Source organism: Trueperaceae bacterium (assembly GCA_031581195.1).
GTDB lineage: Bacteria > Deinococcota > Deinococci > Deinococcales > Trueperaceae > SLSQ01.
In genome coordinates, this window is sequence record JAVLCF010000030.1 from 1 (window position 1) to 22,047 (window position 22,047).

The window sequence follows — 22,047 nt, forward strand, 5'->3', positions numbered from 1 at the left end:
CACGGGGTGGCCCGAGGGGAGCCGCGTCGATTGGTGGGGGCTGCCGGACGACGACGGCCGGCTCGAGGGGGCGCTCGTGTGGGACGACGGGGTGAGTCGCGCCCACGAGCGGGGCGTCGTGGATCGCTACGCCCTCTCCGCCGAGGTCGCGGCCGGCGGCGCGGTCCGCGCCGAGGTCCGCGCGGAGGTCCGCACCGACCTGGGCGTCCCCCCAATGCGCCTCCGCACGCCCCCGACCGCGCCCCCAACCGCGCCCCCAACCGCCACCCCCGACACCCCTGGCGACGCCGTCGATCCCGACCGCCCCTGGTGGACGCGCGACGACGCGGCGACGGCGACGCCCCTCGAGGTGGCGCGGACCGGCGACTGAGCGCCGGTCCCCCCGGGCGCGGCCCTACGCCGCGTTCGGGGGGGACCCGAAGCCGTAGGCGGCCTTCGCCGCGTCGTACGCCAACCAGCGCGCCATCGCGGGCGCGTCCCGTTCGTCGATCAGGTGCCGGGCCTGCAGGCCCGCCAGCCAGGCGGCGACGGCGCGCCGCCACACGTCGTGGCGGGTGGGGATGCTGGCGAACGCGCGGGTGTCGTCGTTGAAGCCCGCGAGGTTGTACACGCCGGCGGTCTCGACGGTGCGGTCGAGGTAGCGCTCCATGCCGAGGACGCTGTCGAAGAACCACCAGGGCGCCCCGAGCCGCAGCGCGGGGTAGTGCCCCGCGAGCGGGGCGAGCTCGCGGGCGTACGTCGCTTCGTCGAGGGTGAAGGGGATCAACCGAAAGCCCGGCTCGCGCCCGTACGCGTTCAACAGCGTATGCAGGCCCCGCGTCCAATCGACCGCGACCGGGATGTCCGCCCCCTTGTCCAGCCCGAAGCGCTCGAAGACGTGCGCGTGGTGGTTGCGATGGCTGCCGACGTGCAGCTGCATCGCGAGGCCGTCGTCGAGCGCCATGCCGGCCATCTCGAACAGCATGTGCGACGCGAACGCCGCGCCGTCCGCCTCGGTGGCGGTCCCCGCCAGGCCGCGCGCGAAGATCGCGCGGGCGTCGGCGGGGTCGAGCGGCTCGACGTGCGGCTGCGCGACGCCGTGGTCGCTGGCCTTCGCGCCGCGCGCCACGAACTGCGTGCGGCGCGCCGCGAGCGCCGCACGGAAGCCGTCCAGGTCGTCGATCTCGACGCCGGCCGCGGCCCCGAGCCGCGCGACGGCGTCGCGCCACCCGGGCGTGTGCACCTGCATCACGGCGTCGGGCCGGAAGGTCGGGACGACCGGCAGGCCGTCGGCCTGCAGGCGGGCGTGGGGCGTCAGGTCGTCGCTCGCGGCGTCGGTCGTGGCGAGCACCTCGATCCCGAAGCGCGCGAACAGCGCGCGGGGTCGGAAGGCGTCGCTCGCGAGCGCCGCCTCGATCCGGTCGTACGTGGCGTCCGCGTTCCCTTCGTCGGGGGCCTCGTGCACGTCGAAGAGGTCCGCCAACTCCGCGCGGATCCACAACCCCGTCGGCGTCCCTCGGAACAGGTGGAAGTGCGCGGAGAACGTCCGCCAGATGGCGCGCGGGTCGGTCTCGACCGGCGTCCCGTCGCGCGTCGGGACCCCGAGCGCCTCCATGGGCACCCCCTGCGCGTACAGCATGCGGAAGACGTAGTGGTCGGGAACGATGAAGAAGTCGGCGGGCGTCCCGAAGCGCGCGTCCGGGTCGGCGAGCAGGGCGGGGGGGACGTGCCCGTGCGGCGCCACGATCGGCAGGTCGCGGATCGCCTCGTACAGGTCGCGCGCCAGCGCCCGGACGCCCGGGTCGGCGGGGAACACGCGGTCGGGGTGGAGGCCTCCGGCCTCCCTCGGGGCGTGGGTCACGGGCGGTCTCCTTCCGAGGCCGGGAGGTCGAGCTCGGCCAGGATCCGCCCCACGAGCACGTCGGGGGGCGGGGCGGCGTCCAGGACGCGGGCCGGCTCGCCGGGTCCGGGCAGCTCCAGGGTGTCGAGTTGGCTGCGCAGCAGCGCGGGGTCGAAGAAGTGGTCGGTGCGCTCCGCGAGGTGGCGGGCGAGGAGCGCTTCACGGCCGTGCAGCAGGAACGTCGCGACCTCCGCACGGTCGCCGGTCAGGCGTTCGCGGTAGCGGCGCTTGAGGGCGCTCGAGGTCAGCACGACCCCCTCGCCGCGCGCCAGGTGGTCGTCGAGCGCCGCGCGGAGCGACGCGAGCCACGGTTCGCGGTCGGCGTCGTCGAGCGGCTCCCCGCGCGCCATCTTGGCGACGTTCGCGGGCGGGTGGTGGTCGTCCGCCTCGACGAACGCCCACCCCAAGCGCTCGGCGAGGGCGCGGCCCACGGTCGTCTTGCCGGAGCCCGACACCCCCGCCAGCAGGATGGCGCGCGGCGGTCCGCTCGCGCCGGCGGGGCGGGCGGCGACGTCGCTCGCGACGTCCTCGAACCAGGGCCAACGGACGCAGGCGGGCACGTCGGGGAACAGCACCACGTCGGCGGCGTCGGGGCGCCCCTTGAAGGCGACGGTGGTGACGTGCGCGGCGTCCAGCAGCTCCGCGGCGCGGCGCAGCGTCGCGCCGCTCACCGACACGTCGTCGACGAGCAGCACCCGCAGGCCGCGTACGTCGGGCACGGCCGCCTGCGGTTCCGGCGCGTCGTAGCGCGGGACGTTCGCGTCGTCGCGGTAGTTCAGCGCCAGGCGGCGGAGCGGCCGGTCGAGTTCGTACGCCACGAGCGTCGCGGGCGCGACGCCGCCCCGCGCGACGGCGACGACGACGTCGACGTCGGCCGGGTCGGGCAGGTCGGCCGCGCGCAGGCGTTCCGCGATGCGGCGCAGCGGGAGGTCCACCCCGCCGCTCACGCCGCGTCCTCCCGCAGCTTGTAGAGCGTCTCGCCCGCCTTCGCGACGTGCAGGACCCCCTCGTCCTCGCGGCCCTGGAAGGCGGCGGGATCGATCGTGGCGGGGTCGCGGTAGCCGAGGTTCAACGCCGCGCACGTCTCGGGCGGGATCTTCGACGCGAGGGTCACGCGGGCGCGGGGGACCTCCACGCCGTCCACCATCCGACCGTCGCCGCGCACGTGCGTGCTGTGCGCCAGGACCCCCAGGGGGACGTGCGCGAAGCGGTCCCACTGCTCCAGGAAGTAGGGCAGGACGTGGTAGCCGACCTCCTCGATCCAGCGGCCGTGGACGTGACTCACGACGTCCAGGTGCGGGGCGTGAATGATGAGTTCGCCGTCCTCGGCGAGGGCGGGCTCCAGCTTGTACATCGCCTTGCCCGCCGTCCACAACTCGTCGTACATCGGCGGGGCGGTCGAGAGCACGGTGTGGAACGGCCGGTCGACCCACCGCACGTGCCGGCGCGACGAGACCTCCACCGCGGCGCGCCACGCGTCGAACGGCGGCCCGACGAACAACGCCGCGAGGTCGCCGCCCTCGACGACCATCGACGCGAGCGTGGTCGGGGTGGGGACGAGGGCGGCGGCGGCCTCGATCATGGCGCGCACGGGGGTGTCCGCCACCCCGATCGTGCGGCGCACGCCGGCGAGCGCCCCCAACCAGTGCGTGACGTCGATCATGTCGCCGTCGCTGACGCCGGGAAAGAGGTACTTGTGGCCCCCGGAGTAGCCGACGACCTCGTGCGGGAAGGTCGGCCCGAGGATCAACGTCGCGTCGTGCTCCAGGACCGCGCGTTGGATGCGGACCGTGGCGCCGTCCCCGAGGGTCGGGTGCCAGCGGTCGCCGGCGATCGCCTGGATGCGCTCGCGCGACAACCGCCCGATCTCGACGAGGGCGTCGGGGTTCGCCCAGTCGTGGTTCACGACCCGGACGCGCGGCGCGAGCGCCGCGAGGTCCGCTTCGCTGCGCCCGACGAGGCGGGCGAGGCGGCCGGGGTCGAGGGGTGGGTGGGTCCCGAGCGCGACCATGAACGTCAGCGACGCCGCGTCCCCCAGGATCTCGAGGGCGGCGTCGAACAGCATCGGGAGCGGCAGGCTGCGGGTGTGGTCGGGGATCAACACCAGCACGTCGTCGCCGGCGAAGCGGCCGGCGAGGCCCGCGTCGAGGGTGGCGCGCACGCGCTCCGCGGGCAGCGTGCCGGTCTCCGCGACGGCGCGCGCGTGCAGGGCGCCCGGGTCGCCGGGGGGGAGCGTCACCTCACACCCCCCCGAACGCCGCGTACCCGCCGTCGACCGGTACGACGACGCCGGTCACGAAGGCGCTGGCGTCGGACGCCAACCACAGCAACGTCCCGGCCAGGTCGCCCGGGTCCCCGAAGCGGCCCATGGGGGTGTGCTCCAGGATCTGCCGGCCGCGGGGCGTGGGCGTCCCGTCCGCCTCGGTCAGCAACGCGCGGTTCTGCTCGCCCAGGAAGAAGCCGGGCGCGACGGCGTTGACGCGGACGCCGGGGCCCCACGTCGTCGCGGCGTACGTCGCCAGCCACTGCGTGAGGTTGTCGACGCCGGCCTTCGCCGCGGCGTAGCCGATCACCCGCGTGAGCGGCTTCTGCGCCGCCATGCTGGAGACGTTCACGACGCTCCCGCGCCCGCGGTCCGCCATGCCGCGCGCGAACGCCTGCGTCGGCATCAGGGTGCCGGTCAGGTTCAGGTCGACCACCGCGCGGAACGCGTCGGGGTCGAGGTCGAACAGCGTGGCGTCACCGTGCACGAGCGCGTCGGCGCGGTTGCCGCCGGCGGCGTTCACGAGGACGTCGGCGGGCCCCCAGGTCGCCTCCAGCGTGGCGGCGGCGCCCTCGAGGGCGCCCGCATCGAGGACGTCGGCGGGCAGCGCGAGGGCCTGCCCGCCGGCGTCCGTCAGGTCCCGGGCGACGCGGTCGGCGACGTCGGCGCGGCGGCCGAGGACCGCGACGCGGGCGCCGGCGCCCGCCAGGGCGTGCGCCATCGCGCCCCCCAGGACGCCGGTCCCGCCGGTCACGACCGCCACGCGGTCCGTGAGGTCGAAGGGGGCGGCGGCGCTCACGCCGGCCGGCCCCCACCGCGCGGTGCGAGGAGGGCGCCGGCGACGGCGAGCGTCAGAAGACCGGGCCACGACCACTGCCACGCGAAGGCGAGGGTGGCGGCGGGCGGGTCGCCGGCCAGGACGAGGCCGGTCACGACCGCGGCGACGAGGTAGGCGGGCGCGAGCGCGAGGCGGAGGCCGAGCGTCCGGGCGGCGGGCGGCAGGCCGTAGCGGAGCGCGAGGAGCAGCGTCACGACGAGCACGAGCTCGAGCAGGACCGTCGGCAGCATCGGGCCGGCCGGCATGCCGGTCACGAGCCGGTTGGCGAGGGGCGTGAGGACCGCGATCGACAGCGCGGAGACCGGATCGAGGCGCATCGCGGCGAGCCCCGCGGCGAGGAAGATCGGCAGCAGTCGGGCGCCCATGGGCGGGCCGGCCTCGACGGGCACGAGGTGGACGGCGAAGGGCAGCGCCATGCCGACGGCGAGGGCGACGCCGACCGCGCCGAGACGACGGACGAGGGGGGTGGTGGCGGTGGAGGTCATGCGGACTCCTTCGGGCGCGCAGCGGCGCCGGTGGCGTCGGTCGGGCCGACGAACGGGGTGAGGTGGCGGACGAAGTGGCGTTCGAGGGTGGCGGCGTGCGCCTCGCGTTCGCGGAGGAGGAGCGCGCGGAGGTCGGGGCGGTGGGCGTCGAGGGCGGAGCCGTAGGTGACGTGCAGCACCTGGCGGGCGTCGTCGTCGTCGAGGAGGGCCGGGAGGTCGGCGTCGCCGAGGACGTCCGGGGCGGGGACGCGGGCGAGGTCGGCGCCGATCAGGTAGCTGGCGCGGTCCGTCTCGAAGTGCGCGCGGGCGGTGGCGAGGATCGCGCGGAACAGGTCGGGGGCGCGGGTCGCGGCGACGCGCAGCGCCTCGAGGTACGAGGTGCCGGCGGTCTTGAGGTGGACGGCGCCGTGCGTCGCGGCGGCGATGAGGGGGTAGACGGAGAACTTGTCGCTGCCGGAGTGCAGCGACAGCTTGTACCCCCCGAGCTGCGTCGCGATGGCGCCGTGCACGGCCAGCGTGGCCCGCAGGGTGCCGAGGTCCCCACGGAAGTCGACGCCCTTCTCGAAGCGCCCGACGAAGCGGGGGGCGAGCGAGACGACCGGCAGCGCCAGGCGGCGCAATTCGAGCGCGAGGAGGGCGTGCTCGACGGGGCGGGTGGGGGTGCCGGTCTCGTCGACGGAGATCTCGATCTCGTGCGGGACGTCGGTCTCGACCAACGCCGCGTGCAGGGCTCGGGCGTGCGCGAGGGCGGCGCCGTACTTCGCGGCGGCGCGGGCGGCGTCCTCGGGGGTCACCTCCAGCGCGACGTCGCCGAGGTCGAGGCGGCGCCCGCCGTAGCGGCGGAGGTGGTCGGCCTGCGTCGTCTCGAGGGCGTCCCAGGGCAGGGCGTCGAGCTTCGCGTCGAGCGTCGCGCCTGTGGCGTGGTCGGCGTCGTCGTCGACGCGGTCGCCTGGATCGAACGTGAACAGGGTGAAGCCGGCGGCGGCGGTGGCGCGGACGTCGTCGGCGGTCTTGAGGTGGTCGGCGTCCGCGCCGAGCGGGCCGTCGTGGCCCGCTTCGAAGGCACCCCAGGTGGCGTCGTCCATCACCGCCTGCGGGGTGCGGCCGGTCCGGCCCATCTCGCGGATCGATTGTTGGGCGTAGATCGGTCGGATCGTGCCGTGGGGGTCGGCGGCGCGCAGCGCGCGGACGTGCCCGGGGGTGGCGAGCCCGAGCCGGTCGCCGAACCCCGCGCTCGCGCCCGGGCCGAGCGGCTGCGGGCGGAGGGCGGAGAAGGTGGCCCGAAGCCACGCGGCGTTCGTCGCGTCGGCCGGGCCGCGCGCGACGGCGTCGTCGCCGTCGGGCGTGCGGTCGGTCCAGTGGCCGCCGGTGAGCGCGGGGTCCTCCGGAGGGGCCAGGACGGCCAGGCGGGGGGCGTCGGCGGGTCCCTCGAGCCAGGCGGCGAGGCGGACGCCGTCGGGGCCGGGGAGGCTCCGCAGGGAGGGGGGGCGTCCGGCGTCGGCGTGCGCCGCGGCGCGGCGGAGTCGAGGGTCGGTCGGGGGTGGGCGGTCGCTCACGGGCGGGCCTCCTCGGGGCGGGTGGAGTCGCGCACGACGAGCTCGGGGTGGACGACGATGCCGACGTCGCGTCGGCGGCCGTCCATCCGGTCGAGCAGCATCCGCAGGGCGTGGCCGCCCATGGCGTACGTCGGGACGCGGAGCGTGGTGAGGGCGGGGGTGAACATCGCGGCGAAGGCGATGTCGTCGTACCCGACGACGGAGAGGTCGTCCGGGACGCGGCGGCCGAGGGCGGCGGCGGCGCGGAGCGCGCCGGCGGCGACGAGGTCGTTGAAGCACACGAGGCCGTCGACGCCGGGGTGGCGGGCGAGCAGGTCGTGGGCGGCGGCTTCGCCGCCGGCGATCGTCGGGGGGCCCTCGATGGTGCGTTCGGGGGGGAGCGTCGCGCCGGTCGCCTCGAGGGCGCGGGCGACCCCGACGCGGCGTTCGCGGCCGGCGTGCGACGTCGGGGGGCCGGCGAGCATCCCGAGGGTGCGGGCGCCGCCGCGCAGCAGGTGGTGCAGCGCCGCTTCGGCGCCGGCCTCGTGGTCGACGCGAACCGAGCCGGCGAGCGCGGCGGGGGCGCGCCGGTTGACGACGACGGCGGCGGCGTGCCGGGCGAGGAGGGCGTGGAGGCGGTCCTCGGGGAGGCGCGGGGAGGCGGCGATGACGCCGTCGACGCGGCGTTCCTCGAACAGGGCGAGGGCGGCCGCTTCGCGTTCGGCGTCCTCGATGACGTTGTGCAGGAGCAGGGTGTAGCCGGCCTCGAAGGCGACGTCCTCCGCGCCGCGCACGAGGTCGGGGAAGTACGGGTTGGTGACGTCGGGGACGAGCAGGCCCAGGGTGTGCGAGCGGGATTTCTTGAGGCTGCGGGCGACGACGTTCGGGCGGTACCCGAGCGCGGCGACGGCGTCGCGCACGCGTGCGCGGGTGGCGTCGCCGACCCCGGGGCGGTCGTTGACGACGCGCGAGACGGTCATGGGGGAGACGCCGGCGCGGGCGGCGACGTCGGCGAGGGTGACGTGCCCGCGATCGCCGGCGTCGGGGGCGCGGGCCTCGGCGGGGGCGGGGTCGGCCAAGGGGGACCTCCGGAGGGGGACGGCGTCCCGAAGCGGGCGCCGCCGATCCGATAACGTTAACCGTCTGAACGCGAGTCTACCCGCCGATTCGGGGGGTCGCAAGGGCACGAACCTCCGGGCTCGATCCTCGGCGCTGCGCGCCTCGCGCCCGGGTGCACCCGCGTTGACGCCGTTTTGAACGGCGTGCTAGCGTCCCCGCAACGCACAAGCGAACGTCGCGCGGCGCCCGAGGCTCGGGCCCGATGCATGCGATCCGGGAACGGTAACGCTACCGTCCTTCCATGCGGGGCCCCCGCCGTCGCCGATGCGACGATCGGGAAGGAGGACCGTCGCACGTCCCGTTCCCGCGCGCCTCGGCGCGCACGCCATCCCCGACGTCGGTCCCCCTGCGGTCCCCGACGCGGCCCCCTGGAGGTCCACCGTGCCCACCCTTCGTTTCGTTCGCAGCCTCGCCTTCGCGCTCGCCCTGTCCCTCGCCTTCGGGGCGACGGCGCAGGAGGTCGTCCTCCGCGCGGCCGACAACCAGCCCGAGGACTACCCGACCGTGCAGGGCCTCTACTTCATGGCCGACTACATCGAGGCCGCCACCGACGGCCGCATCGTCATGGAGGTCTTCCCCGGCGGGCAGCTCGGCGACGAGCGCTCGACGATCGAGCAGGTCCAGCTCGGCGTGATCGACGTCGTGCGCACCAGCACCAGCCCGGTCGGCGAGTTCCACGCCCCCATGGGCGTGTTCAGCCTGCCCTACATCTTCCGCGGCGAGACGCACATGTGGAAGGTCGTCAACGGCCCCATCGGCCGCGAACTGCTCGACGGCCTCGCGGAGGCCGACCTGCGCGGCCTCGCGTACTACGACTCCGGCAGCCGCAACTTCTACACGACCGACGTCCCCATCCGCAGCACCGCCGACCTCGAGGGGCTGCGCATGCGCACCCAACAGAGCCAGGTCGTGCTCGACATGATGGAGGCGCTCGGGGCGGAGCCGGTCCCCATGGCGTTCGAGGAGGTCTACAGCTCGCTGCAGACCGGCGTCATCGACGGCGCGGAGAACAACTTCCCCTCCTACGGGCCGTTCGGCGTGCGTCACTACGAGGTCGCGCCCTACTTCACCCTCGACGGGCACGCCCGCGTGCCGGAGGTCGTGATGATCAGCGAGCAGACGTGGAGCGGTCTCGATCCCGCCGACCAGCAGATCGTGCGCGAGGCGGCTCTGGCCTCCACGACGGTGCAGGCGGCCCTCTGGGACGACCTCTCGAACGAGAGTCGCGCCGCGGTCGTCGAGGCGGGCAGCGAGATCATCGACGTCGACGTCGCGGAGTTCCAGGAGGCCATGGCGCCGCTGTACGAGGAGTACGGCTCGGCGTACGGCGACCTGGTCGACCGCATCCTGGCCGTCGACTGAGCGCGGGGGTCCCACGCCCGTGACCGATTCTTCCGGCGACGCGAAGGGGCCCCGCGCCCCTTCGCGCGCCGTACTCGCGCGGCTCGACGGGGCGCTGGCGGCGGCGTTGCGCGTCGTGACCGTCGGGCTGCTCGCGAGCATCGTCGCCATCGTGACGTGGCAGGTCGCGACCCGCTACGTCCCCGGCCTCGCCGTCCCCCGCTGGACGGAGGAGGTCAGCCTCATCCTGATGGTGTGGTTGTCGCTGCTCGGCAGCGCCCTCGCGGTGCGCCGCGCCGAACACCTCGCCATGGACCTCGTCGTCCGGCAACTGCCGCCCGCCCTGCAGCGCGTCGCCTACTGGGCGGTGTGGCTCGCGGTCGCGGGGTTCGGCGTCTATTTGACGATCTACGGGGCGGAGTTGGCCTCCCGCACCCTGTCGCAAACCTTCTCCGCGACGAAACTCCCGATCGGCCTGATGTACGCGGCGATCCCCGCCGGGGGTGCCTTCATGGCCCTCTACGGCCTCGCCAACCTCGTGCGCCGTCCCGAGGTGCGGCTGAGCGAAGCGCAGGGCGCCGCCCCCGCCCGCAACCGCGTGCTGCGCGTCGCGACCGCCGTTCTCGGCATCGCGGTCGTCGTCGGCGGCGCGGCGATCTTGGGGACCGACGTCCTGTTCGGCCCGATCGGCGTGCTGCTGGGCACGTTCGTCCTGGCGTTGGCGGCGGGCGTCCCGATCGCCTTCGCGCTCGGGCTTGCGGCGCTCGCCGCGATCTTCGCCCTCGATCGCCCCCTCCCGCCGTTGATCGTGGCGCAACGCATGGCGAACGGCGTGAACGCCACGCCGCTCCTGGCGATCCCCTTCTTCATCCTCGCCGGCCAACTGATGTCGGCCGGTGGCATCGCGCAACGCCTCGTCGATTTCGCGCGCGTCCTCGTGGGCCCCATCCGCGGGGGGTTGGCGATGGTGAACGTCGTCGCCTCGATGTTGTTCGGGGGCGCGTCGGGCTCCGCGGTGGGCGACGTCAGCGCCAACGGCTCGATCCTGATCCCGATGATGAAGCGCAAGGGCTACGATGCGGACTTCAGCGTCGGCATCACCGTCGCCAGCTCCACGCAGGGCCTCATCATTCCGCCCAGCCACAACGCCGTGATCTACAGCCTCGCGGCGGGGGGGGTGTCGATCGGGGCGTTGTTCCTCGGCGGGTACCTGCCGGGCCTCCTCATCGGCGTGATGTTGATGGCGGCGTCGTACGTCGTCGCCCTGCGCCGCGGCTACCCGAGCGAACCCCGGCCCCCCGCCCGCGAGGGGTGGCGAGCGACGCTGCAGGCGATCCCCGGGCTGTCGGTGGGGTTGGTGATCGTCGGCGGCATCGCCTTCGGGTTCTTCACCGCCACCGAGGCGGCCGCCATCGGGACGGTCGTCGCGCTGCTCGTCGGGGCGTTCGTCCACCGCGAACTCACCCCCCGCACCCTCTGGAGCGCGCTGGTGCAGGCGGTCCGCACGATCTCCGTCGTGGTGCTCCTGATCGCCACCGCCAGCGCCTTCGCCTGGCTGATGGCGTACCTGCGCATCCCCAGCACCCTCGCGCAGGGCCTGCTGGACCTCACGGAGAACCGCGTGCTGCTGCTGCTCACGATCAACGCGATGCTGATCGTGCTCGGCGCGATCATGGACATGGCGCCGCTGATCCTCATTCTCACGCCGGTGCTGCTCCCCATCGTCACGGGCCCCGTCATCGGCATGAGCGAGGTGCACTTCGGGATCATGCTGCTCATGAACCTCGGGCTCGGGCTGACCACCCCGCCGGTCGGGACGGCGTTGTTCGTCGGGTGCGCGATCGGTGAGATCCGCATCGAGCAGGCCAGCCGCGCGATGGTGGTGTTGTGGCCCGCCCTGCTCGCGGCGTTGCTGCTGGTGACGTTCGCGCCGTTCATGGTCGAGGCGCTCCCGAACCTCGTCGCCCGCGTCGGCGGCGGCTGAGCGCCCGCTAGTCGCCGTCGTACGCCGCCGCCGCGGCGCGGTGGGCGTCGGCGATGCGGGCGCGCACGTCGCGGGGTTCGAGCACCTCGATCAGCGGCCCCCAACTGAGCAGGAACGACACGAGCTCGTGCGCGTCGCCGCCCGCGGCGCGCTGGCCGATCACGTCGACGTCGAGACTTCCGTCGTCGTGATGGGCGACGATCTCGAGCCCCTGGTCGCGGTCGTCGGTCTCCTCGAACCAGAAGGCGACGCTCGGCTGGACCCGCACGCGGACCCGCAGCGGTTCGCCGACCACGACACCCCACGTGTCCTTCATGTGGGCCAGCGGATCGAAGTCGTCGGGCACGGCGTAGCGATCCTCCTTGAGGCGGACCTGCTCCATGCGGGACAGCTTGTAGACGCGCAGTTCCCGCGCGTACGTCCGGTCGAACGCCAGCACGTAGGGCTCCATGTTCCGGCGGTTGAGCTCGAAGAACCACACCTCGAGATCGAGTCGCCGCTCCGAGCCGCTGCGCGCGCCGTGGTAGATGCAGCTCAGCACCCGACTCTGGAACCACGCCTGCGCGACCAGGTCCAGGGTCCGGTCGTCGGGGGACGTCTCCAGGTCCTCCACCGCCCGCAGCAGGATGCCGCGCGCCGGCTCGGGCACCTGCTGCGCCAGCTTCTCCATCGCCCGCCGGTAGTGCCGTTCGCCGACCCGGGTGTGCTGCAACAACCGCGTGGCGCTGTGCACCGCGAGCGCTTCGACCTCGTTCAGGGCGGCGCGCTCGCCCGGGAGGGCGTAGCGGTGGTCGCGCTCGTCGAGCGGGTAGCCGAGCGCGCGGAGGTCCTCGAGGTCGCGTTCGATGGTGCGGCGGGTCGTGGCGTAGTACGTCGCGAGCTCCGCGACGCCGTGCGGCCGGAGGCGGAGGCGCTCCACCAGGTCGTTGAGGCGGGCCGCCTTGGCGCGCGTGCGGGTCATCAGTTGAGGGGCCGCGCGTGCGGGGCGGCCGTCGCCACGACCTCGGCCTCCGCGGCGCGCCAGACCCGCGCGAGGGAACCGGTGCGGGCGTCGGCGGTGGGGAGCGTCACGACCCACGCGGCACGCTCGTCCTCCGCGGGGGGCCTCACGGCGTCGAGCCCGCCCCGCTCGATGCGGCGGGCGACCTCGCGGAGGCCGTCCCCGTCGAGCCACCGCTCGGGCAGCCAGGTGCCGGTCCGGTCGCGGCGGGCGGCGGTCCGGACGCTCCAGTCCGCCAACCGCCGGAGCGTGCCGGCGGGGTCGTGCCCCAACGTCGTGCGCGTCACGACCGCCAGGTGGAGGGCGGGCCCCGTCGCGGGGCCCTGGTGGGCCCAGCGGACCTCGAGCCGGTCGATCGGTCCGTGCGCGTCCGGGGGCGCCTCGAGGCGCACGGCGTGGTGCGTCGCGTCGGGACGGCGGCGCCAGCCCTCGTCGACGCGGGCGGTGAGCATGTCGTCCTGTTCGGTGCCGACGAACCAGGGCCCGAGCTTGCTGGTGCCGCGCAGGGCGACGTCGGCGACGGCGCGCTGCCCGCGCGCCCCGACGTCGCGCAGGGCGGCCAGCAGGTCGCTGGGCACGGGGGCGTTGCGGGCGGCGATCATGTCGGGCCGCGCGGCGAGGGGGCCGGAGGCGATCTGGTGCAGCAGCGACTCCGCGCTCCACGCCTGCAGCAGCAGGCCGTCGGCGACCGCGTCGAGGCGGGCCGGGTCGGTGTCGGCGTCGGCGGGCAACCAGAAGCGCGCGTCGAGGTGCACGCGGCGGTCGTCGTCGTGGCGGAGCGTCCCGACGGTGTCCTGCCCCTGCGCGAACAGCGCCAGGACCGCCAGGTAGCGGTCCACGCCGATCTCGTCGGCGACGGGGATCGTCGCGTCGAGGAACGCGCCGTCGTGCAGCGCCGAGTCCGACGTCGTCGCGACGGCGGCCGGTGCGGGTGCGAGGGTGAGGCGGATCGTCCGGCGGTGGGGCCGCCAGCGCCAGGCGTCGGCCTCCGGCGCGGGACGGAGCGACGCCCCCGGCACCGCGTCCCGCACCCGGGCGAGGACGGCCTCGGTGGCGGCGTGGCGACGGGTCCTCGTGCGCGGCGGGGTCTGGGTGCGGGGGTTCGCTGGGATCACCGGAGCTCCTCTCGAGCGGGGGCGAGGCGTTACGGGTCGAACGTATCACGTGCTTTCCTGTGTGTCGTGATGGACGTGCGTCCCGGGGACGCCGTCGGGGGTGGCGCATCGACGTTTCGCACGATCCCACCCTCCTGCGACGGGGAGCGTCGCGCGGGTGGGGGTCGGGGTCGCGCCAGGGTCGCGAGACGGTCCCGCGCGGGGTCGGGAGGGGGCGGGTCGGGGGTCGGCAGCGCGCGGGGCGGTGGAGGGGCGCTCAGGCGGCGCGCCACGCCCGCCACGCCGCCCGCGCCATCCCGGCGGGCTTGAACGACGCCAGCTGACCGGGCCAGAACAGCTCCGCCTTGTCCGACACCGTCGAGTGGTTGAACCGCGCGATGTCGCCGCGCAGCGGCGCGCTCGCCGCCGCGGAGCGGGCCGCACCGCCCGCATCCCCGAGCTCCGCCGCGAGCCGCGCCCGCAGCGCGCGGGCGCCGGCGATCCCGTCCGCGACGGCGTCGGCGCGGGCGGGGGAGAGGTAGCCGTAACGCCGTTTCGCCGCGTTGAGGCGCTCCGCGGCGTCGTACGTCGCGTCCACCAACTGCGCGCGCGTCATCCACCGCGTCTCGTAGTTCAGGATGTGCTCCCAACTGGGTTGCGTCAGCAGCTGCCGGTGCTCCTCGAGCGTCCGCGCGAACGTCCGGTAGCCGTACGCCTCGGGATCCTGGAAGATGTGGCTGCCGGGGTCGAGGAACGGACCCATCGGCGAGATGAACGCCTGCAACCGCCGGTCGCCGAACCCGAACAGCCGTTCGCAGTAGGCGACCGTGTCCATCACCGAGGCGTGGTCCTGGTGCTGCAGGCCGATCATGAAGAACACGTCGATGCGCGCGACGTTCAGGGTGAGGGCGTGGCGCAGGGTCGCCTCCATCTCCGCGTTCGAGAAGCCCGCCTCCCCCTCGAGCGCGTGGCGCACCTTCGGGTCGTGACTCTCGGGGCTCAACTCGAAACTCCACGCGGGCAGCGTCGCGTCGACGTGATCGAGGAAGCCGTGCGGCGGTAGGTCGAAGAACTCCAGCATGATCTCGTTGCGCACGCCCCGCGCCGCGATCGCGTCGATCGCGGCGCGGGCGTACGCCTCGCCGTTCTGCAGCAGGTCGCCGGGGATCACGATCGGTCCGCGCGTCAGCTTCGCGATCGCCGCGGCGTTGTCCGCCAGGTTGTCGGGGCTGCGGAAGGCCGGCGTCCGCCGCGTCGTGACGTGCGTGCACGCCGTCGCGGAACTCCCGCACGTCGTGCATTCGAAGACGCAGCCCTTCAGGGGCAGCACCATCGTCGTCGGGTTCTTCAACCAGCCGTCGTAGGGCAGGACGCCGTGCACGTCGCGGTAGCGCAGCGCCATTTCGACGAGCACCTCGGGCCGCACGTCGACGCCGTCGAGGGTCGACGGCATGTACGTCAGCGCGTTCGTCTGGATGCGTCCCGCGTCGTCGCGCCACGCCAGGTTGGGGACGTCGCGCAGCGCCGGCCCCGTCCCCTCGAGGTGCTCCAGGAGCTGCCGCAGCGGCTCTTCGGTGCTGTCGCCCCGCAGCACGAAGTCGATCTCGGGGTAGGCCAGCAGGTCGCGATGGAAGTAGCTGCTCGACAGGCCCCCGAACACGACGGGGACGTCGGGGTGCGCGGCCTTCGCGAGGCGCGCGATTTCGATGGCGCCGTGCGCGTGCGGCATCCAGTGCAGATCGATGCCGATCAGGCGGGGGCGCTGGTCCGCCAGGAAGCGGGGGACGTCGAACCGCTTGCTGCGCAGCATCTTCAGCGCCAGGTTGGCGATGCGCACGCGCTTGCCGTGCGCCTCGAGGTAGCCCGCCATCGTCAGGAAGCCGATCGGGTACAGCTCGAACATCACCGACGACGGCACCATGTCGCTCACGGGGCCGTACAGCGTCGTCCGGTCGCGAAAGTCGTAGACGCTCGGGGGGTGCAGCAGCAGGAGGTCCATCGCGTGCGCCATGGCGTCACCGTGACGCACGACGCGGGGGGCGGCCACGGCAATACGTCCCGCCGTCCTGCGCGGCGCGCGCCCGGCGCGCGCCGCGCGGTACCCTGCCCCCCCATGACCCCGTTTCCCGGCGACGCGCCCGCCGTCCTGCGCGAGGCGCGCGACCGCATCCACGCCCGCAACGCAGGCCGCACGACGTTCCTGCAGGCGGTCGACGAGGTCTTCGTCGACCTCGCCCCCCACCTCGCGCGGCGGCCCGAGCTCGCCCGGGACGGCCTCCTCGACCGCCTCGCGGAACCCGAACGCACCCTGATCTTCCGCGTGCCCTGGACCGACGACGCCGGCCGCGTCCACGTGCAGCGCGGCTACCGCGTGCAGTTCAACGGCGCGTTGGGGCCGTACAAGGGCGGGCTGCGCTTCCACCCGAGCGTCACGCTGGACGTCGTGACCTTCCTCGCCTTCGAGCAGACCTTCAAGAACGCCCTCACCGGCCTCCCGCTGGGGTCCGGCAAGGGCGGCGCCGACTTCGACCCGAAGGGGCGCAGCGACGCCGAGGTCATGCGCTTCGCGCAGAGCTTCATGAGCGAGCTCCATCGCTACCTCGGCGACGACGTCGACGTGCCGGCCGGCGACGTCGGGGTCGGCGCGCGCGAGATCGGCTACCTGTTCGGGCAGTACAAGCGCCTCGCCGGCCGCTTCGAGGCCGGCGTCCTGACCGGCAAACCGCCCGCCTGGGCGGGCCTGGCCGGGCGAGCGTCGGCGACGGGGTACGGCCTCGCCTACTTCGCCGAGCGCATGTTGGACGCTCGGGGCGAGCGCCTCGAGGGCCGCACCTGCGTCGTGTCGGGCGCCGGCAACGTCGCGCGCTACGCCGCGCGCAAGCTGCAGGCGTTCGGGGCGCACGTCGTCGCCTGCAGCGACTCCACCGGCCGGGTGCACGACCCCGCCGGCCTCGACGTCGACCGGCTCGACGCCGTGAAGGGCGAACGCCGCGAGGGCCTCGCCGCCTACGCCGACGCGCGCCCCGGCGCGACGTTCACCGCCGGCGCGACGGTCTGGGACGTGCCGTGCGACGCGGCGTTCCCGTGCGCGACGGAGAACGAACTGGACGCCGGCGACGCCGCGACGCTGATCCGCAACGGCGTCACCCTCGTCGCCGAGGGCGCGAACATGCCGTGCACGCCGGGCGCCGTGGCGGCGTTCCGTGAGGCCGGCGTCGCGTACGGCCCCGGCAAGGCCGCCAACGCCGGCGGGGTGGCGACGTCGGGCTTGGAGATGCAGCAGAACGCCCGCTTCGAGACGTGGACCGAGGACCGCACCGACGCGGGCCTGCGCGACGTCATGGCGCACGTTCACGCCACCACGCGCGACGCCGCCGACCGCGTCGGCCGGCCGGGCGACCTCGCCGTCGGCGCCAACGTCGCCGGCTTCGAGCGGGTCGCGACCGCCATGCACGACCAGGGCGTCGTCTGACCCAGCGGGCGTTCCGGGCCCCGACGCAGGCGCGCCCCGGCCGAGGCCGGGGCGCGCAGGACGGCCGCGCGAAGCGCGGCGGGACCGGCGTCAGCTGGCGGTGCTGCCGCCGTCGACGGTGTACCAACTTCCCGTCAGGTAGCTCGCTTCGTCGCTGAGCAGGAACACCGCGAGGTTCGCGACCTCGTCCGGCGTGCCGTAGCGACCCATCGGGATGGTGCCCTTGAAGGCGTCCTCCTCGGTCGCGCCGACGTTGCTCTCGATGCTCTCCATCATGCGGCCCTTGATCGGCGAGGGGCAGACGGCGTTCACGCGGACGTTCGCCGCCGCCTGCTCGAGCGCCGCGGTCTTCGTGAGGCCCAACACCGCGTGCTTGGAGGCGATGTAGCCCGACAGGCCCGGCGAGCCGATGAGGCCCGCGACGCTGGCGGTGTTGACGACCGCGCCGCCCGACGTCATCTTCGGCAGGACGTGCTTGAGGCCCAAGAACACGCCCCCTACGTTGACCTCCCAGACCTTCATGAAGTCCTCGAACGGGTAGTCGGGGATCGGGGCGGCCGGCCCCTCGATCCCGGCGTTGTTGAAGAACAGATCGATCGCACCGAACGCGTCCATCGCCTTCTGCGCGTACGCCTCCACCTGGCTCGGGTCGCTCACGTCGGCGGTCATGCCCTCCGCGGTGCCGCCGGCCGCCCGCACGGCGTCCACGGTCGCGCGGACGGCGTCGTCGTTGACGTCCACGGCCAGGACCTTCGCGCCCTGCTCGGCGAGCTTCACGGCCGCGGCGCGGCCGATGTCGCCGCCCGCGCCGGTCACGATGGCGGCTTTGCCGGTCATGTCGATCATGGGAACCTCCTGGGTTCGAACCTCGACGGAGCCGTCGGCCTCGGCGCGGACCGCCGAGCCCCATGCGGACGCGCCCTCCCGGGCTCCGTCCTTCGCGTCCGTGTCCCCCGACCCTACCGCCGCGCGCCGCGCCCCGGCGTGGCGCCTGCGTCGCCGCGCGGGCCGGCGTCAGGTCGGGGCGGGGCTGCGGGGGTCCGCGACGGTGACGCGCACCCCGACCGCGGCGAGGCGGGCGAGGTACGCGTCGCCCCCCACCGACGCCGGGGTCGTGACGCCGCCCGCCGCGTCGCTCGCGCCCGCCGCGAACAGGAGCCCCATCTCCGCCAGCATCCGCGCGGTGGCGTCGTAGCCCGGATCCAGGTTCGCCGCGACGTGGGCGCGCACCTCCGCGGCGGGTGCGCCGCCCTCCGGCGGGCAGACGCCGATCAGCGTCGTGCGGAAGAAGCCGCCCGCCCGCGTCCGGGCGCTCGGGCCCTCGCCCGGCGCCGGCAGGAGCCGCGCCGCGGCCCGCCGCGCCGGTCCCCACGCCAGCGTCGCGGCGGCGCCGCCGGTCGCCGCCCCGACCGCCATGGCGCGCGCCCACGTCGGGGCGGCGAAGCGCTCGAGGTAGCGCACGTCCCCCCACGGCTCGCCCGCGAGGAAGCGGGTGCGGCGCACCACCTTCGCGTTCGCGGCGGCCATCACGAACGGGGCGCTCCACGCCCCCACCTCCGGGTGGCGCAGCGGCGTGAGGGGACCCAGCGGGTCGCGCGACGGCGTCCCGCCCGGCGCGAGGACGTCGGGATCGCGGAGCGCCGCGCGGTGCGCGGGGTCGGCCGCGCTGCCCGCGAGCAGGTCGAGACCCGACTGGATCGTCCCGCCGCTCACGCCGCCCGCCGCCGGCCCCACCAGGTGCACGACCTCGCGACAGGCCCGCCCGTGCCGCGCGAGCGCGGCGCGCTGCAGCGCCCACACCCCCAGGTCGGACGGGACGGAGTCGAAGCCCGATGCGTGCACGAGGCGGGCGCCCGACGCCCCGGCGCGCGCGTGCAGGACGTCGACGTTCCGCCGCATCCAGGGGACCTCCGCCGTCAGGTCGGCGTAGTCGGTGCCGGCGTCCGCGGCGGCGTCGACGAGCGGGGTGCCGTAGCGCGCGTACGGCCCGACGGTGGACACCACCGCCCGCGTGCGCGTCGCCAGCGCCCGCATGGCGTCCGCATCGCGCGCGTCCGCCACGATCGGCGCCTGCGGCGCGGGCGTGCCCTCGGGGAGGTCCGCGACGACGGCGGCGAGCTTGGCTGCGTCGCGGCCGCCCACCGTCCAGCGCAGGTCGGCGGGCGCGCGCCGCGCGACGGCGTCCGCCACGAGCCGCCCCGTGAAGCCGGTCGCGCCCCAGACGACGAGGTCGAGGTCCCGGTCGTGCGGCGCGGTGCGGTCGGGGGGCGTGGAGGGGTCGTGCGGGCCGGTGGGGGCATGCGCGGCGTCGCTCATGCCGGCACGCTACCGCCCCACGCGCCCGCGCCGCGTCCGCCCGCATGCTACCCTTCCCCCACCGTGACGCCCCACGAAACCCCGTCCCACACGACGTTTCCCGCGTGAAGCTGCTCTGCGCCGCCGACCTGCACCTCGGGCGTCGCCCGTCGTCGAAGGTCCCGCCCGACCTCGGCGTGGACCCCCGCGACCTCGGGCCCGCCCGCGCGTGGGCGATCCTCGTGGACGACGCCGTCGCCGAGGGGGTGGACGCCGTCCTGATGGCCGGCGACCTCGTCGACGCCGCCGACGACGTCTTCGAGGCGTACGGCCCCCTGAAGGCGGGCGCGGAGGCGCTCGCGCAGGCCGGCATCCCGCTGTACTGCGTCGCGGGCAACCACGACGGCGCGGTGCTTCCGCGCCTCGTGGACGCCGTGGACGGCGTGACGCTGCTCGGGCGGGGCGGCACCTGGGAACGCGCCACGGTGGAGGGGGCGGACGGCGACGCCCTCGACGTCGTCGGCTGGTCGTTCCCCGCCGAGCACCACGAGGGCTCCCCGTTCGACGCGTCCCCCCCCGCGCCGGAGCGGCGCACGATCGGCCTCCTGCACGGCGACCGCGACGCGGCGGGGGGACGCTACGCGCCGTTCGCGGCGCGCGACCTCGAGCGCGTCCCCTACGACGCCTGGCTGCTGGGGCACATCCACGGTCCCGACCCGATGGACGGCCCCCGCCCCGCGGGGTACCTCGGGTCCGTCGTCGGGACCGACCCCGGTGAACCGGGCCCCCGCGGCGCGTGGCTGCTGACGACCCACGGCGACGGCGTCGCGCTCACGCACCGGGCGTACGCCCCCCTCCGGTGGGACCACCTCGACCTCGATGCGGCGGACGTCGACGCCGGCCTCCGCGACGGGGGCGACCCCACCGCCGCCCTGCAGGACGCCCTCCTGCGGGCGCTCGGCGAGCGCGAGGCGGACCTGGCGACGTCCGCCCACCCCCCCGACGTGCTCGGCGTGGAGCTGCGGCTCCACGGCGCGACGCGGCACGGGCCCGCCTACCGGGCCGCCACCGCCCCCGCGGAGCTCGCGAAGCTCACGCGCCCCTCCGGGCGACCGCGAATGTTCGTGCACCGCGTCCGCGACGCCCTCGTCCCCGCCCGCGACCTCGCGGCCCTCGCGGAGGCGGACGACCCCGCCGGCCTGCTGGCGCGCCACCTGCGCGCCCTGCGCGAGGGCGGGGAGGCCTCCGACGCCCTCGTCCGCCAGGCCCGCGACCGGCTCGAGCGGGTCCGGGGCGCCGCCCGCTTCACGCGGCACCTGTCCCCCGAGGCGCCCAGCGACGCGGAGCTCGCCGCCGTCCTCGAGCGGGCGGCGGTGCGCGCCCTCGAGGCGCTGCTGGCGCAGCGCGACGCGGCGGACGCCGCCCCGGGCGCCGCCCCGGACGGGGGGTGGGAGCCGTGAGGCTCCGCGGCCTCCACGTCGCGGCGTTCCCCGGCCTCGAGGCCGGGACGGAGCTCCAGCTCGACGCGCTCGGGGGCGGCACGAACCTGGTGATCGGCCCCAACGCGTCGGGCAAATCGACCCTCGTGCGGGCGCTCCGGAGCGTCCTCGAGCCCGACGCGGTTCCCGGCGAGGCGATCCGCGTCGTCGCGACGTTCGACGGGGACGACGCCGTGTGGCGCGCCGATCGGGTCGGGCGGCGGGTCGCCTGGACGCGCGACGGACGCGGCAGCGACCCGCCGCCGGGGGCGTCGGGCGACGCCTTCGAGGCGCTGGCGATCTCGGTGGACGACCTGGCGGACGTCACCCACAGCGACGTCGCGGCGGAGCGCGCCATCGCCCGCGCGTTGGCGGGCGGGTTCGACCTCGACGCCGTGCGGGCCGCCCCCGGGTTCGACGTCGGGCCGCGCCACGGCCAGACCGAGGAGCGGACCCTCACGGAGCGCCGGCACGACCTGCGCGAGGTGGAGCGGCGGCAGGAGACCCTCCGGCGCGCCCTCGCCGGCCGCGACGCGCTCGTCGCCGCGCGCGACGACGCTCGCGCCGCGCGGGGCGAGGTCGAGCGCCTCGACGCGGCGTTGGCCCTCGCCGAGGCGCTCGCGACGCAGGCAACGCTCGCCGAGGACCTCGCGACCTTCCCGCGCGGCATGGAGCAGCTCGGCGACGGCGACGCCGACGCCCGCACCTCGCACCACGCGCGGCGCGACGACCTGCGGGCGCGGCGTCGCGACGCGGACCGGCGCCGTGACGCCGCGGACGACGCCCTCGCGGCGACCGGCCTGGCGGACGCCGCCGTGTCGCTCACCGACGTCGCGGCGCTCGAGGCGGCCCAGCGCGACTTGGCGGCCCGCGAGCACGACGTGCGCGGGCACGTCACCGCCGCGCGGGAGGCCGTCGCGCAGCGGGACGCCGCCGCCGCGGCGGTGGGCGCGGGCGGGGACGCCCCGCCGCCGCAGGTGGAGGGCGCCCCGCTGGATGCGATCGAGGGGCAGCTGGTCGACCTCCGGACGGCGGAGGCGCGCGTCGCCGCCGTCGACGAACGCCTCGAGCGGGTCGCGACGCGGATCGAGGAGGTGGTCCGCGAGGCGCACCGTACGGCGGAGGCCGCGGGCGCCGGCGACCTCGTGCCGCAGGACGTCACCGCGAGCGCGGCGGCGTGGACGGCGGCGGGGGACGCCGTCCGGGGGCGCCGCGACGCGCTGCGCGCGGCCGGGGGCGCCGAGGGGCGCGCGCTGGGGCGTGG

General features: G+C 75.6%; 18 protein-coding genes. 6 read left to right on the forward strand and 12 right to left on the reverse strand.

Translation table 11 applies throughout. The features are described from left to right. Window positions 1-370: hypothetical protein (locus RI554_04285; protein MDR9391227.1), on the forward strand; the 370-nt coding region annotated here is incomplete at its 5' end. 24 nt (window positions 371-394) lie between these two features. Here the strand turns inward: RI554_04285 and uxaC are convergent. The 7 genes from uxaC to RI554_04320 are packed head-to-tail and all read right to left on the reverse strand — an operon-like array spanning window position 395 to window position 8,079. After that, the gene (gene uxaC / locus RI554_04290; GenBank protein MDR9391228.1) at window positions 395-1,840 is read right to left on the reverse strand and encodes a glucuronate isomerase; all 1,446 of its coding nucleotides are present in this window, start codon (window positions 1,838-1,840) and stop codon (window positions 395-397) included. Continuing rightward, window positions 1,837-2,826, reverse strand: a complete 990-nt coding sequence (locus tag RI554_04295; GenBank protein ID MDR9391229.1) for a gluconokinase, GntK/IdnK-type — start codon at window positions 2,824-2,826, stop codon at window positions 1,837-1,839. Before RI554_04295 ends, uxaC begins: the two co-directional genes overlap by 4 nt. Next, a complete protein-coding gene (locus RI554_04300; GenBank protein MDR9391230.1) occupies window positions 2,823-4,118 on the reverse strand; it encodes a lactate racemase domain-containing protein in 1,296 nt (431 codons plus the stop codon). Before RI554_04300 ends, RI554_04295 begins: the two co-directional genes overlap by 4 nt. Window position 4,119: 1 nt before the next feature. Further along, window positions 4,120-4,941 (reverse strand): SDR family oxidoreductase, encoded by an 822-nt coding sequence (locus RI554_04305; protein MDR9391231.1) that lies wholly within the window; start codon window positions 4,939-4,941, stop codon window positions 4,120-4,122. After that, a complete protein-coding gene (locus RI554_04310) occupies window positions 4,938-5,465 on the reverse strand; it encodes a hypothetical protein (GenBank protein MDR9391232.1) in 528 nt (175 codons plus the stop codon). Before RI554_04310 ends, RI554_04305 begins: the two co-directional genes overlap by 4 nt. Then, entirely contained in the window at window positions 5,462-7,021 is a 1,560-nt protein-coding gene (locus tag RI554_04315; protein ID MDR9391233.1) for a tagaturonate epimerase family protein, read from the reverse strand. Before RI554_04315 ends, RI554_04310 begins: the two co-directional genes overlap by 4 nt. After that, window positions 7,018-8,079: a LacI family DNA-binding transcriptional regulator gene (locus tag RI554_04320; protein MDR9391234.1), complete on the reverse strand. Its 1,062-nt coding sequence runs from the start codon at window positions 8,077-8,079 to the stop codon at window positions 7,018-7,020. The genes RI554_04315 and RI554_04320 overlap by 4 nt, the downstream gene beginning before the upstream one ends. Window positions 8,080-8,500: 421 nt before the next feature. Here RI554_04320 and RI554_04325 point away from each other — a divergent pair, with 421 nt between their 5' ends. Together RI554_04325 and RI554_04330 are read left to right on the forward strand one after the other, a co-directional pair. Further along, window positions 8,501-9,481 carry a TRAP transporter substrate-binding protein gene (locus tag RI554_04325; GenBank protein ID MDR9391235.1) on the forward strand — a complete coding sequence of 327 codons (981 nt, stop codon included), beginning with the start codon at window positions 8,501-8,503 and terminating at the stop codon, window positions 9,479-9,481. A 19-nt stretch (window positions 9,482-9,500) separates the two neighbouring features. After that, window positions 9,501-11,444 (forward strand): TRAP transporter large permease subunit, encoded by a 1,944-nt coding sequence (locus RI554_04330; protein ID MDR9391236.1) that lies wholly within the window; start codon window positions 9,501-9,503, stop codon window positions 11,442-11,444. A 7-nt stretch (window positions 11,445-11,451) separates the two neighbouring features. On the opposite strand, the gene RI554_04335 is transcribed toward RI554_04330, so the two are convergent. The 3 genes from RI554_04335 to RI554_04345 all read right to left on the reverse strand — a co-directional run bounded on the left by RI554_04335 (window position 11,452) and on the right by RI554_04345 (window position 15,585). Continuing rightward, window positions 11,452-12,405 (reverse strand): WYL domain-containing protein, encoded by a 954-nt coding sequence (locus RI554_04335; GenBank protein ID MDR9391237.1) that lies wholly within the window; start codon window positions 12,403-12,405, stop codon window positions 11,452-11,454. Beyond that, complete coding sequence (locus tag RI554_04340) at window positions 12,405-13,559, reverse strand: hypothetical protein (protein ID MDR9391238.1); 1,155 nt, start codon at window positions 13,557-13,559, stop codon at window positions 12,405-12,407. The genes RI554_04335 and RI554_04340 overlap by 1 nt, the downstream gene beginning before the upstream one ends. Window positions 13,560-13,815: 256 nt before the next feature. Continuing rightward, window positions 13,816-15,585: a TIGR04190 family B12-binding domain/radical SAM domain protein gene (locus tag RI554_04345; GenBank protein ID MDR9391239.1), complete on the reverse strand. Its 1,770-nt coding sequence runs from the start codon at window positions 15,583-15,585 to the stop codon at window positions 13,816-13,818. Between the two features lie 66 nt (window positions 15,586-15,651). Here RI554_04345 and gdhA point away from each other — a divergent pair, with 66 nt between their 5' ends. Then, window positions 15,652-17,010, forward strand: a complete 1,359-nt coding sequence (gdhA, locus tag RI554_04350; GenBank protein ID MDR9391240.1) for an NADP-specific glutamate dehydrogenase — start codon at window positions 15,652-15,654, stop codon at window positions 17,008-17,010. A 90-nt stretch (window positions 17,011-17,100) separates the two neighbouring features. Here the strand turns inward: gdhA and RI554_04355 are convergent, their stop codons facing one another. Next, entirely contained in the window at window positions 17,101-17,856 is a 756-nt protein-coding gene (locus RI554_04355; GenBank protein ID MDR9391241.1) for an SDR family NAD(P)-dependent oxidoreductase, read from the reverse strand. Between the two features lie 168 nt (window positions 17,857-18,024). Continuing rightward, complete coding sequence (locus RI554_04360) at window positions 18,025-19,326, reverse strand: saccharopine dehydrogenase NADP-binding domain-containing protein (protein ID MDR9391242.1); 1,302 nt, start codon at window positions 19,324-19,326, stop codon at window positions 18,025-18,027. Window positions 19,327-19,430: 104 nt separating this feature from the next. Here RI554_04360 and RI554_04365 point away from each other — a divergent pair, with 104 nt between their 5' ends. Beyond that, window positions 19,431-20,765, forward strand: coding sequence for a DNA repair exonuclease (locus RI554_04365; protein MDR9391243.1), 1,335 nt, complete (start codon window positions 19,431-19,433; stop codon window positions 20,763-20,765). Beyond that, window positions 20,762-22,047: hypothetical protein (locus tag RI554_04370; GenBank protein ID MDR9391244.1), on the forward strand; the 1,286-nt coding region annotated here is incomplete at its 3' end. The genes RI554_04365 and RI554_04370, both read left to right, overlap by 4 nt.

What these genes read in the sequence shown, in the direction of transcription:
- RI554_04310 (MDR9391232.1), bottom strand. Translation starts at nt 5,465, where the DNA reads ATGACCTCCACCGCCACCACCCCCCTCGTCCGTCGTCTCGGCGCGGTC.
- RI554_04335 (MDR9391237.1), bottom strand. Translation starts at nt 12,405, where the DNA reads ATGACCCGCACGCGCGCCAAGGCGGCCCGCCTCAACGACCTGGTGGAG.
- gdhA (MDR9391240.1), top strand. Translation starts at nt 15,652, where the DNA reads ATGACCCCGTTTCCCGGCGACGCGCCCGCCGTCCTGCGCGAGGCGCGC.
- RI554_04355 (MDR9391241.1), bottom strand. Translation starts at nt 17,856, where the DNA reads ATGATCGACATGACCGGCAAAGCCGCCATCGTGACCGGCGCGGGCGGC.
- RI554_04360 (MDR9391242.1), bottom strand. Translation starts at nt 19,326, where the DNA reads ATGAGCGACGCCGCGCATGCCCCCACCGGCCCGCACGACCCCTCCACG.